The organism is Mesorhizobium sp. M0001, assembly GCF_040324255.1.
GTDB lineage: Bacteria > Pseudomonadota > Alphaproteobacteria > Rhizobiales > Rhizobiaceae > Mesorhizobium.
The window spans coordinates 303,518-316,678 of the sequence record NZ_JAMYVS010000002.1 but is presented as its reverse complement, the minus strand read 5'-3'; the positions used below and the strand labels follow the sequence as shown (position 1 = coordinate 316,678).

General features: G+C 62.8%; 8 protein-coding genes. 6 read left to right on the top strand and 2 right to left on the bottom strand.

Features of this window, described 5'->3' with window-relative positions; genetic code table 11:
* Positions 1-237: 237 nt before the first annotated feature.
* The 5 genes from NKK50_RS06475 to amrB all read left to right on the top strand — a co-directional run bounded on the left by NKK50_RS06475 (position 238) and on the right by amrB (position 8,553).
* Positions 238-2,457 carry a caspase family protein gene (locus NKK50_RS06475; protein ID WP_023691987.1) on the top strand — a complete coding sequence of 740 codons (2,220 nt, stop codon included), beginning with the start codon at positions 238-240 and terminating at the stop codon, positions 2,455-2,457.
* 89 nt (positions 2,458-2,546) lie between these two features.
* Positions 2,547-2,939 (top strand): hypothetical protein, encoded by a 393-nt coding sequence (locus tag NKK50_RS06470; protein WP_031207749.1) that lies wholly within the window; start codon positions 2,547-2,549, stop codon positions 2,937-2,939.
* Entirely contained in the window at positions 2,936-3,649 is a 714-nt protein-coding gene (locus tag NKK50_RS06465; RefSeq protein ID WP_023712320.1) for a DUF4760 domain-containing protein, read from the top strand. Before NKK50_RS06470 ends, NKK50_RS06465 begins: the two co-directional genes overlap by 4 nt.
* 72 nt (positions 3,650-3,721) lie before the next feature.
* Positions 3,722-6,685, top strand: a complete 2,964-nt coding sequence (locus tag NKK50_RS06460; RefSeq protein WP_352543196.1) for a hypothetical protein — start codon at positions 3,722-3,724, stop codon at positions 6,683-6,685.
* A gap of 149 nt (positions 6,686-6,834) precedes the next feature.
* A complete protein-coding gene (gene amrB, locus NKK50_RS06455; RefSeq protein WP_352543195.1) occupies positions 6,835-8,553 on the top strand; it encodes an AmmeMemoRadiSam system protein B in 1,719 nt (572 codons plus the stop codon).
* Positions 8,554-8,582: 29 nt separating this feature from the next.
* Here amrB and NKK50_RS06450 read toward each other — a convergent pair whose 3' ends face one another.
* Positions 8,583-10,385, bottom strand: a complete 1,803-nt coding sequence (locus tag NKK50_RS06450) for an MORN repeat-containing protein (RefSeq protein WP_245260505.1) — start codon at positions 10,383-10,385, stop codon at positions 8,583-8,585.
* Positions 10,386-10,573: 188 nt separating this feature from the next.
* Complete coding sequence (locus NKK50_RS06445; RefSeq protein ID WP_023828318.1) at positions 10,574-11,653, bottom strand: trypsin-like serine peptidase; 1,080 nt, start codon at positions 11,651-11,653, stop codon at positions 10,574-10,576.
* Positions 11,654-12,055: 402 nt separating this feature from the next.
* Between NKK50_RS06445 and NKK50_RS06440 the strand changes: the two genes are divergently transcribed.
* Positions 12,056-13,147, top strand: a complete 1,092-nt coding sequence (locus NKK50_RS06440) for a S1 family serine peptidase (RefSeq protein ID WP_352543194.1) — start codon at positions 12,056-12,058, stop codon at positions 13,145-13,147.
* Positions 13,148-13,161 lie beyond the last annotated feature (14 nt).

The window sequence follows — 13,161 nt, the reverse complement described above, 5'->3', positions numbered from 1 at the left end:
CGACATCATGTTCTATCTGTTTGATCCAGCGCCGCTCGCAAATCATTTCTGCCATGCGACGGTCTCAATTCCCTTGAGATAGCGATGAAGCGGGCTTTTTGCCACTGTTTCCGTTATCGCCATCGACACCATGACCACCACCGCCGATTGACGGCACCGACCACATTCAAAATACTGACAAAATTCGCGACGAAAGGTGCCGCACTTGCAAATTCGATCGGGCTTGGGGAAGCAATTATGATCAAACTGACACGACGGACGCTGCTCGTCGGCACGTCGGCGCTTGTGGCTGCCGGTACGGTCTCGTTCCGCGCCCTCGCCGCCTCGCGCACCTATCACGCGCTGCTGGTTGCCTGCACCGACTATCCGAACCTGCCGCAGAAGAACTGGCTGATCGGGCCGAAGAACGATGCCGGCCTAGTGCGCGACTATCTCCTGAAGAACACGCCCGATCCGGTGAAGTTCTCGGCCGAGAACGTGATCCTGCTCGCCAAGGACGTCGAAGGCGCCAACGGCCCGCCGACGCATGCGGCGATCAAGGCCGCTCTTGCCGACCTCGCCGGCAAGGTGCAACGCGACGATTTCGTCTATCTGCATCTGTCGGGCCACGGCGCCCAGCAGCCGCAAGCCAAGGCCGGTGACGAGACCGACGGCCTCGACGAGATTTTCCTGCCGTCCGATATCGACAAATGGATCAACCGCGAAGAGGGCGTGCCGAACGCGCTGGTCGACAACGAGGTCGGCGCCGCACTCGACGCCATCCGCGACAAGGGCGCCTTTGTCTGGGTGGTGTTCGACTGCTGCCATTCCGGCACCGCGACGCGCGCCGCGGAAGTCGATGACGAACTGGAGCGCAAGGTCGAGTTCGCCGACCTCGTCGGCGGCGACGACGCGGCGAGAGCAGCCGCGGTGAAGGCCTATGACGACATCTCGGCAAGCGCATCGCGCGGTTTCGACGAGAATGGCGGCCGCAAGCCGGCCTTCAACCTGACGCCGACCGGCGCAGAGCCGATCGCCAGGGGCAAGCTGGTCGCCTTCTATGCCGCGCAGACGGTCGAGACGACGCCGGAAATGCCGCTGCCCAAGGGCACGCCCGACGCGCCGCGCTTCGGCCTGTTCACCTTCACGATCCTGTCGAAATTGGCCGAGAACCCCAACGTCACCTATCGCCAGCTCGGCCAGGCCGTGCTGCAGCAATATTCGGCCGATGGCCGCACAAGGCCGACGCCCCTGTTCGAGGGCGAACTGGACGCCCGCGTGTTCGGCACCGACAAGACCGACGCCGTCATGCAATGGCCGATTGCCGTCAAGGACGGCGATGTCGCGATCGGCGCCGGGCTGCTGCAGGGTCTGACCCCCGGCAGCAAGCTCGCCATTTTGCCTTCGGCGCTGTCGAAGCTCTCCGACGCCGTCGGCTATCTCGAAGTGAAATCGGCAAAAAACCTCGAATGCCAGCTCGCACCGGTCGAATTCGACGGCAAGCCGGCGCTTGCGCCGACGGCGGTGCCCGCCGGCGCCTATGCGCGCGTTGCCGAACTCGCGGTCGACTACAAGCTGCTGGTGGCAAAGCCGGCGCCGACCGCAGGGCTCGAAAAGGAAACCGAGCTGGTCAATTCGGTTCTGGACGAATTGGTGGCGAAGCCGAAGTCCGGCTTCCACATCGCACTGGTCGAGCCCGGCAAGAGCGCCGATCTGCGGCTTGCGGTGCTGCGCGAAAAATCCATGGACGGCGCTGCCGCCAACGCCAGCGACGAACCGGCGCTGTGGTTCCTGCCGGCGTCCGGCGACATCAGCTTGAAGGACGGCAGCAAGCCGCCGCGCATCGTCATCCATCAGGATGGCCGCGACAAGCTTGCGGAAAACACAGCCAAGACCCTGACCACGATCTTCCGCGCCACCGGCCTGTCGCGGCTCGCCGCGGCGTCCGACTACCGGCCGGACGAGGTCAGCGTCCAGTTCCTGATCAAGCGCCAGGACAGCGATGTGCTGGAGCCGATCGAATCCTCGACGGTGCCGCGCGTTTCGCCGGGCGATCAGGTACACATTGCGGCCAGGAACGAGTCCGACGAGTTCGTCGACATCAACGTGCTCTATATCGGCAGCGACTATTCGATCACCCACATCGTCGCCGAGCGGCTGGCGCCGATCAACCAGCAGGCCGATCAGGGCCTGAAGGAAGGGCTGCTCGCCTTCACCGACACCAGCTTCGGCATGGAGCGCATGATTGCCGTGCTGACCGAGGCGCCGCCGCAGAGCGAGAAAGAGGACCTGAGCTTTCTTGCCCAGGAAGGCGTGCGCGCCGTGACGCGTGCCGCATCGGGAACGCCTGGTTTTTCCGACATGCTGGCCGACATCGGCATGGCGCCGGCGACGCGCTCGGTGATGCGGCTTGCCGACAAGAGCGGTCCCAAAGGCGCGGTGATGATCTTCCCGATGGAGACGGTGCCCCGCGCCTGACCTGACATCGCTTCGCCGGCTCTTGCCGGCGTGATATATGAACATTCCCGGCTCGCGACACTTCTATGCGCCGCGGCTGGATGCAACAGATGAGGACATCAGTGACTATCCCCGTGCTCTCCTGGCGTGCAGCGACGGCCGGCCTTGCCGGCAGCCTGTTGCTGATTGCCAGCGCCTCGGCGGACGAGAATTGCGGCCTGTGCGCCAAGCAGATCGTCACCAATTCCGAGCTCGCCACCTGCTTTCTCGACCAGTACGACCAGATCGCCAAGACCGGCAACACGGCCGTTGTCGTCGATCTCTCCAGCTGCGCCTCGCGCGGCGTGGTCGAGCCCTTGCCGTCACCAAGCAAGGCGGCTGCCGAACCGGACGTGCAGTTCATGATTTCGCGCACGCAGCTCGATTGCCTGAAAAAGAAGCTGGAGACACCTGGCATCGTGCTCGATCCCACCGCCATTATCCAACTGGACAGCTGCGGGTGAAAAAGCCGGGGGGCACTGCAACGCAAAAATCGCCGGCCACATCGGCGCCGGCACCGGCCAAGAAGCCGGCGACCTTGCCCGAAACCACCGAAGGCTTTCCGTGGCCGAGCAGTCACGAGATCAAGAAGGAAGCCAACCCGTTCACCGACCGCGACTGGCGCATGCTGATCTACGCCTGGTCGGGTCTCGCCGTGCGCCTGGCGATCATCTTCACCCTGGGCTTCTCGGTCTTCCAGTTTCTTGCAAACCAGGAACAGAAGCGCGTCGAGCAGACGATGTCGCTGGTCGAGCTCTGGGAAAGCAAGGATTTTCAGCAGGCGCAACGCGCGCTCAAGGAGCGCCTGTCGGCACTCAACGCCAAATACGACAATCTGCTCAGCGCCACGCCGTCGCCGACCGAGGAACAAGTGTTTCGGCAACGCATCGGGATCGAGGCCATGACTGCCGGCGGCGGCACCATGCCGATCGCCGACTTCAACGACAATTTCGATCGCATCGTCTATTTCCTCAATCGTCTCTCGATCTGCGTCGAGGGCAAGCTCTGTTCGCGCGATGTCGCCGATGCCTATTTCCGCGACTATGCGGTGTCGTTCTGGAGCTATTTTGCCGGCTACATCGAAAAAGAACGCAAGGCCGGTTCCGCCAATTATGCCCAGGCGATCGAGAATTATGTGCGTCACGGGTCGCCGCCGCCCACCGACTCCAAATAGTGGCGCAACAAGGTGCCGGGCAGCTCCCATCCCTTGCGTGCTATCCGGTGGCTAATCCTGGTCGGTCTTCTGGTGTTAACGTCAACGGCCGGTGCCGAGGACCTCGATTTCCACCTCGATCTCAACACCGGCGGCCACAGCGCCAGGGTCACCGACCTTGCCTTCACGCCGGACGGCGAGGAACTGGTCTCCGCATCTGACGACAAGACCATCCGCATCTGGGACTGGCAGAGCGGGGTGACGCTCCGCACCATCCGCGGCTATCTTGGCAATGGCAATGACGGCAAGGTCTTTGCGATCGCCGTGTCGCCGGATGGCAAGACGATCGCCGCCGGCGGTTATTTCGGCGCCGGCATCGGCGACAAGCCCCCTTATGGCGATATCAGGCTGTTCGATTTCGCCACCGGCAAGATCAAAACCGTGCTCAAGGCCGCCGACTATGCCATTTATGATGTCGCCTTTTCACCCGACGGAAACACGCTCGCCGCCGGCGGTGGCGATGGTTTCGTCTACCTCTGGCGGGCGGACGACAAATCCGCGTCGGGCTGGACGCTGGCGGAAAAATTCGATGCCGATTCCTGGCGTGTGGAAAAGCTCGCCTTCGCCGCTGCGGGAACCCGGCTGGCAGCGACGACCACCGACAACGGCATCCGGCTCTGGGACGTCGCCAAGGCCGAGGAAATTCCTTTGCCCGCCGAGGCCGAGCCGCTGCGCGATGTCGGCGTCGCCGCACTCGCCGTGTCATTGGATGGCAGCCTGTTCGCCACCGGCAGCAAGGACGGCGACGTCCAGCTCTGGCAGGCCAGCACGGGCAAATTCGTCCGCGCCATGCCGAAGCAGGATTTCCAGATCGGCGCTCTGAGCTTCGCCACGGGTTCGCGGCTTGTTGCGTCATGCAGCTATCGCTGCGCCGACAAGCATCGCTCGGTGGTCTGGAATACCGACAGCGGCGAGCAACTGCTCGACTATAACGGCCATGACGGCACGGTCTTTGCTGGCGCCGGCAATGCCGACGGCTCGCTGGTGGCGACAGCCGGCGGCACCCGCAACGCCATCCAGGTCTGGAACGCCATGACCGGCGAGCGCAAGGCGATGCTGCAAGGGGTCGGCGAACCGGTGACGGCGATCGGGATCGATGCGGCGAGCAGCTCCATCGCTTGGGGCAACACCAACCCCTGCCCTGAACGCGTGTCCTGTCCCGAGCTGCAGGGCACGCTGGACAAGGTGCTGGCACTACCGACGGCCGAGCGGTTCTTCGAAGACCCGAAGGCGTTGGCGGAACAGGGCACCTATACCCGCGCCGCACTGACCGACGGTGAGTGGTCGCTTCGCGCCGTCCCCGGCGGCAAGGACGGCCTGGAGAATGCCGTGCTCGAAATCGCGAGCGGCGGAAAGGTGATGCACAGCATCGAGAATGCCGCCACCAATGGCTTCGTCCATTCGGCTTACACGCTGATCGGCAATGGGCTTGGCCTGATCACCGGCGGAAGCGACGGCACGCTGTTGGAATACAAAACCGCGACCGCCGAGGTATCGGGTGAATTCACCGGCCACACCGGCGAGATCAACGCCATGGTTGCCGTCGAGAAGGAAGGGCTGTTGGTCACCGGCAGCGCCGACCAGACCGTGCGGCTGTGGAATTTGAAGAGCCACAAACTGATCGTGTCGATGTTCTTCGCCGGCTCCGAATGGATCGCCTGGATGCCGCAGGGCTACTATTATTCCTCCGCCGATGGCGACAAGTTGATCGGCTGGCACGTCAATCAGGGCCGCGACCACGAAGGGCGTTTCATCAGCGCCGGCCAGCTGAAGAAATATCTCTGGAGCCCGGAAATGGTGCGCCGGGCCATCATCCTGCGCAGCGCCGAACAGGCGGTCCAGGAAATGCGCCCCGGCGTCGACCGCCAGCTGGAAAAGCTGCTCGAGCGCAAACCGCCGGAATTCGGCATCAAGCTTGCCGCCGACCAGAGCAACGTCCGCGAGGGCTATGTCGCCGTCGAGATTTCGGGCGCGCAGGAAGCCGGCGCCGATGTCGCCGGATTTTCGATCCTGTCGAACAGCCGCAATGTCGGCAATGTCACGGCGCGCTCGGCCGATGGCGGCAAGAGCACCATCGTCGAAGTGCCGGTCGAGAATGGCGAAAATACCATTCGCATCACCGGCACCAACGAGTTCGGCTATCTGACCGAGCGCAGTGTCACAGCAATTGGCAGGAAAACCGAAAAGCCCGCCAACAAGGGCAAGCTCTACGTCGCCGTGATCGGCGTCGACAAATATCCTTTCCTCACCGATGCATGCGCCGGCCACGCCTGCGATCTGCGCTATCCCGTCGACGACGCTACCGAATTCCTCAAGGTGATCTCGCAGAAATCCGCGCCCTTGTTCTCGGCGATGGAGACGCTGGTTCTGGTCAACCGCGAAGCGCTGGATGAGGCGCCCGATGCCGGCAAGGACGTGTTCAAGGTCGCCAGCGCCGACAGCATCCTGGAGCCGGATTCCGACACCATCGACGACCAGCTCGCCGATTTCCTCGACAGACCCGGCGAGAACGACACCACCATCATTTTCGTCGCCGGTCACGGCATCAACATCGACGAAGACTATTATTTCATCCCCACGGACGGCCGCAAACAGGATCCCGACCGCTGGAAGCGCTCCTCGCTGGTCGACTGGGGCGACATCCAGAAATCGGTTGAGCGGGCCAAGGGCATGCGCTTCATGCTGCTCGACACCTGCCACGCCGCCAACGCCTTCAACCCGCGCTTGGAAAAAGACGCGCAGGACGCACGCATCGTCGTCTTCTCGGCCACCGCTGCCAACAACACCGCCGCCGAACTGCCCGACCTCGGCCATGGCGTCTTCACCTATTCGATCCTCGAAGGCCTGCGCGGCCGGGCCAAGACCTCCGACGGCGGCGTGACGCTGTTCGGCCTCGCCGACTACATCTCGCGCGAAGTGCTGCGGCTGACCGCGTCCAAGCAGAAGCCGTTCTACTATGTCGGCGGCGTGGAGAACATTGTGCTGGCTGAGCCGTGAGAGGTCGGCGCCCAGGCACCCCCCTCTCGCCTGCCGGACATCTCCCCCTCAAGGGGGGAGATCGGTCTCTTCATTGTTGGAGATCTATTTTCAAGGTTGATGATTGGCGAAAGTCGAGGCGACATCCAATCTCCCCCCTTGCGGGGGAGATGTCCGGCAGGACAGAGGGGGGTGCCTGGGCACGGACCAGCATTCTGATCTTTGCCACCGCCTTGCTTATCCTCTCAGTGCCTCAAGCGTCTGCCGCTCCCATCACCTGCCCGCCCGGCGACACAAACTTCCCGTCCTTCTATTCCGACCCCACACTCTTCACCGACGCCATCGCCGCCGTCGCCAGAATCGAGCCGTCCAACCAACGCCTCACCGGCATCACAGTCCCCCACCACCTGCTCGTCGCAGATCTCGTCGCACTCGGTTTCCACGCCGCGTCCGGCTTCCGCTACAAGCGCATCGTCATCCTGTCGCCGGACCATTTCCACGAGACGCAGAAACTCTTCGCCACGACGCCGCGCGGTTTTGAAACAGTGCTCGGTCCAGTCCAGGCCGACACGGAAGCCGTGCACCTTCTGGAAGCGAACCGCGACATGGTCGAAGACTCCTGCCTGTTCGCCAGGGAGCATGGCGTGCAGGCGATGCTGCCTTTCCTGCATCACTATTTCCCCGAAGCTGAAATCGTGCCGGTGGCGATGTCGGTCAAAGCCAAGCGAGCCGACTGGGACCGGCTGGCGCAGGCGCTGAAAGCGATCGTCGACAAGGACACGCTGATCGTCGAATCCACCGATTTCTCCCACTATCTGCCGCAGCACGAAGCCAGGCGTTTCGACCAGCAGACGCTCAACATGCTCGCCGCCGGGTCGCTCGACGGCATCGCGGCGCTGCGCCAGCCGGATCACGCCGATTCGGTCGGTGCGCTCTATATCCAGACCAGGCTGCAGCGCGAACTGTTCGGTGCTGCGCCGCTGGTCGTCGCCAACGAGAACTCGCAGGCGCATTCAAGCGACTATGTCGAGCGCACCACCAGCTATGTCGTGGCGCTGTTCGGCGCCTTCGGCCCCGGCTTCAACAATCCTGCCCGTCCCGACGACAAGCTCTACTATTTCGCGGGCGACGTGAATTTCGCCCGCGCCATGAAGAAGATCCTGGTCCGCGACGGTGTTGCCGAGAAGATCGTCGAAAGCGTGCTGGCCCTGACCCGCTCGCGGCCGCTGATCGTCAATCTCGAAGGCGTGATCCTGCCCAACGTCCCTGAAGCGATCGACGACATGACGCTGGCCATGCCCGCAGACCTCGCCATCGACATGCTCAAGAAATTGCATGTCGCCGCTGTCAGCCTGGCCAACAATCACGCCTACGACCTCGGCCCGTCAGGCTATGCCGAGACGCTGGCCGCACTCGATGCGGCCGGCATCGCCCATTTCGGGCAGGGCGAGACGCTGGCGCTTGCCGATCTCGACCTGGTCGGGCTGACCGACATCGATACCAACGGCTCCAGGAACACCGACCTTCTGACGCCTGCTTTGCTCGACCGGCTGCTGCACGACAATGCCGAGCGGCCGGTGATTGCCTTCGTCCATTGGGGCCGCGAGTACAAGACGGAGCCGTCGCCGCGCGAGGAGATGCTTGCCGACCAGATGCGGCTGCGCGGTGTCACGGCAATCGTCGGCGGTCATCCACATGTATCGAGCGAGGCGATCCTGCCGCTCGGCGGCGGCGATGTTGCGGAGATCTATTCGCTCGGCAATTTCCTGTTCGACCAGAAAGCCGAACGATCGTCCGGGTCGATGCTGGAACTCAGGGTGTTCAGCCAGGACACGATCTTTGCCCGGCTGATCCCGCTGCCCAATTTTTTCGAGATGGGCTCGAAATGACGCGATTCCCGAAAGGACGTGACAGGACCTCAACAGCCTTGCAGATCTTCCGGCAGATAGCAGACCGCCGGCTTGGTGCTGGTTTCGAACAGCGACTGCTTCGGCCTGAAATAGAAGAACGTGGCCGGCTTGCTCTCGCGTGTGCTGCCATCGGCGAAATGGGCGGCGATGCTGAAGCGATGGATCGACGACATTGACGACCACATTTTCAGCCGTGCCGTGTAGGCGCTGAGATTCTTGTTGCCGCGCACCGGCATGGGGATGCTGTAATCGGTCTTGCCGATCGGAAATTCGATGTTCTGGTAGCGCAGCGCTTCGGGCGACGCGCCGCCGCCATCGCCGCATTCGGCGAGCGATTCTGGGACCTCGATGCTGACCAGCGAGACGATGACGCGAAACGGCTCGCTCTGCTGGTAGACAGCGCCCTGATCGTCCGCCCAGGAATAATCGAGCTTGCCAATCCCGGTCACGCTCATTTTCTCGACGCTGCCGCTGATGTAATCGGCAACGTCGCCGAACTTGACCTTGTTGGCCACCTGGGCGCGGCAGACATCCAGGCTGTCCCTTGACGGGCAGGTGAAGCGCTCGGTCTCGAGCGTGGTTGTGTCGACGCCGGCTTCAGTCAGCACGTCCTTGATCGATACGTCGACGCCATCGCCGAAAGTGCCGATGTCCTTCGTGAACATGCGGCTCGGCTCGCCGGTCGCGTTGTCCTCCTCGTCGGTCCTGGTGAACTGGATCGACATCTTCATGTCTTTCACGTCGCCCCAGCCATTGTTGACGATCGAGAAGTCGGGGCGGAAGCCGACGCAGCCATAGTGCTCGCTGATCGACAGCATCGGCTTGCGGTAGGCCTCGCTCGCGGCCACCTTCATTTCCAGGCTGTCGATCTTGACCCTCGACTGGTCGGTGGTCTTGAGGTCGACTTCGGCGAAGGCCGGCGCCGTCTCCCAGTCCATGCCTTCATAGACATTGCCGGTACGAATCTCTCCGGTGCCGTTCCAGGCATCGTTGTACTGGTCCGACACCGGATAGATCGCGATGTCTTCGTCGCGCACCAGATGCTGGTACTGCATGTCGGCCTGCTGCGTCATGCGCTGGTCGACGGCAATGCCGATCTCGACCTTGTCGGCGGAACCGCCGCCGGTCTGCGCCTTGAGCAACCCGCCCACTCTGGCATCGGCCAGCACGTCGGGGCGCGCACCGCCGATCTCCTTGCCCATCGCCCATTGCGACCAGTAGACGGTGCCGCCGGGCAGCCGGGTGCGGCCCTTGCCGTCCTTCAGCCCATCGGCAAAAGAGCCGACGAATATCTCGCCTGTCTTCGTCTCCAGCCTGCCCTCGCCATTCGGCACACCGGCCCTGAATTGCCCTTCATAGCGATTGCCGTCGGCATCGACATGGATCGCATGGCCGTCGAGCTGGCCGGCGACCCAACGGCCGTCGAGAACCTCGCCTGAACGCAGCTCCAGCCGGCCTTGTCCTTCGGGGCGGCCATTCCTGATCTCGCCGAAATAGCTGGAATAGATCGTCTTGGGGTCATAGCTCGCCGAGCCGCGTACGCGCCAGACCAGCCTGCCCTTGCCGTTGACGGTGCCGTCGGCTGCGACGGTGCGGTCCGGCGACACGCCGGCTGCCGGCTCCCAGGTGAAATCAAGACCCAATTCCGGGTGGGAATCCCAGACCCGTACATTCTTGCGCAGCACCGAACGTGTTTCGCTTTTATAGAGGATTTGCACCCGCTCGGCCCAGGCGCCATCGGGTGTGGCACCGCCTTGATCGGCCATAGCGGAAAAGCATGTCAGTGCGGCCAGCATGGATGCAGCCGCCATCGCTTTGACTCCGAAGATCATTCTTGCCCGCGCCATCTTACCCAACCCCTTGGATCGCCTAGCGTAAGCACCGCTGTAACACAGTGCAAGAGAGGTGTTTCGATACAAAAAAACCGGCGGCAGGAACGTCCCGCCGCCGGTTTGGTAGTGCTGGTTATCGCCGCTGTTTGCCGGCGAAAGATCGGGCCTTATTTGTACAGGCTGTTGATCCACGCCACGTTGGCAGCGTTCAGGCGCACCGCAGTGTTGGCGTTGGGGCTTTCGGCCACGTTCACGCCGGTGACGACGCGCTGCTTGGCGCCATTGTCGTAGGCGTAGACCGAGCTGCCGCTCGACCCCGGATAGGTGTCGCAGTCGTACTGGAAATACTCCGCGCCGACGTTTTCGGCTTTCACTTCGCAGGTCGCCTTCCACATCGTTCCCATCGGCTTGTCGCCGGGATAGCCAACGATGTTTGCGGTGAAATCGCCGAGGTTCTCATAGTTGGCATAACCCAGCCAGCCGAGATTGGTGCCGACATCCTGCTTCAGCGTAATGATGCCGAGGTCCCACGGAATGACCGAGCCGTAGTAACCCTGATAATTGTCGATGAAGCCCTGCAGGATATAGACGCTCTCGTAGCTGAAAGCGCCAAACGGTGCATCGTCGGCGGTGTTGCCGTTGAGCGACGGCACGAAGATGACGTCGTCGAGCCAAGCCTTGTCTTCATTGCTGTAGAGGCAATGCGCGGCGGTGAGCACCGTGCGCGGACCGATCAGGGTTCCCGAGCAGCTGCCGTAACCGCTCTTGGCTTTGCCTTCGATATACCCGATCGCGGTGAACGGGTAGGTCTTGGTGTTCTTGATCTGCTCGCGATCGTCGGCCCCGAACACCTGGCGGCCGGCTTCGTCGCCGCCCGTCAATCCGGTCTTGTCGGCGTTCGGTGTGTTGGCGGGCGCGTTCAATTCCTTGATGACAAGGTCCTTCAGCGTCTCGCCGGCATCGATCTTGATGTCCTTGCCATCGGCGGAACGTCCGACGATGCCATAGGATTTGACCGCCGTGCCCTCGTCGGTCAGCGGCGCTGCCCGGCTGGCTTCATCTTCGGTCAGTTTCGGCGGCGCGATCGGCTTTGCCCGGCCGGGCTGGTAGTCACCCGTTCCGAGATCGCGCATGCTTTCGCCATTGCCGGCATTCGCTGAGCCGGGATCGGCGGCGAAGGCAGGCATCGCCCACAGTGCGGTGGATAGCAGTGCGGACGCAATGATAGTGCTTGTCAGTTTCGTCATGGTGAGACTCTCCCAAAAGTCAGCAAGGAGTGGAGCAAAATACAGAAATATTGTCGAGATCGTGGTGGAGTTAAAAAATTAGTTTGGTTACCCGCCCGTATCGGATCATCGGTCCGGGCGGCCTCGTTAAAGCCCTCCGCCAAACGCACCCGCGTCGATATACTGCCTAAAATAATCCAACATTGGCAATGACAAATCGCTTCCACGTAGCCCGTGGGGGGCTATAGGGTTTGGGTGGGCTCTGCCCGATGGGGCACGATTAGCAAAAGTCGTATTTCGGTTTTATGACCGCGCGGATGTCGTTCGTTCTGGCAGAAGGCGATCGAGGTACCGGTACCGCTTCTGTTGGTTATGCGTCATGGCGGCATGGCTCGGCATTTTTCATCTCAGGAGGGTTTCAAGGTGAACATTATCCATCGGTTCAGGCCGCTTGCCGCTGCATCGCTGCTGGGCATCGCGACCGCTTTCCCCGCTGTCGACGCGCTCTATGCAGCCGACGACGCCGCCAGGCCGGAAGCGGCGGTCTCGCCGATGCAGCGCGTTGCCGAAGCCCGGGACAAGGCCAAGGCCGAGAATCCCGACGGCGCCGACCGCGTCTATGGCGGCAAGGAAGCCGACAAAGGGGCCTATCCGTTCCAGGTGGCGCTGCTGACCAGCGCCCGGCTGGACCCCAGCCCGGCCTCGCAGCCAAACGCGCAATTCTGCGGCGGCAGCCTGATCGCGCCGCAATGGGTGCTGACGGCGGCGCACTGCCTCAACGACAAGGGCCGGCCGATTTCGCCCGACACGGTGACCGTGCTGACCGGCGCCACCGATCTTACCGAAGGCAAGCGCTACAAGGTGGTCGAGGTCATCGTCAACGAGGGCTATAGCGAACAGACGCTGGACAATGATCTCGGCCTGCTCCGGCTGGCGGAGCCCGCCGATGCGCCGGTCATCAAGATCACCAATGAGCCGACGCCAGACAGCGGCAAGACCACGGTCATCGGCTGGGGCAAGATGCAGGACGGCACCTTCCCGACCGCGCTGATGGTGGCCGATCTCGATCTCGAGCCGAGCGCTGCCTGCAACAGCGGCATCAAGTCGATCTATGCGCATGACTTGAAGGCGGCACTTGGCGATCTCTCGCATCGGATGCGTTATTCGGAAAAGGGCATCGATGCCGCCGCCAATGCGATCGCCGCCGATATGTCGGATCCGCTGACCAAGAACATGATCTGCGCCGGCACCGACAGCGGCGAACGCGACGCCTGCAACGGCGACAGCGGCGGTCCGCTGTTCATGACCGGCGCCAACGGTCCGGTCCAGGTCGGCGTCGTCTCCTGGGGCGAAGGTCCGTCCGACGGCACCGCCGCTTGCGGCCACAAGAATGCCTATGGCATCTACACGCGATTGGCCAACTATACGGGTTGGATCGAAGCCAAGATGAAGACCCCGGCTCCGGCAGCCGCGGCGGCGCCCAAGGCCGGTCTCGGCACGGCCAAGAAGCCCTGAACGGGCCCGAAGCT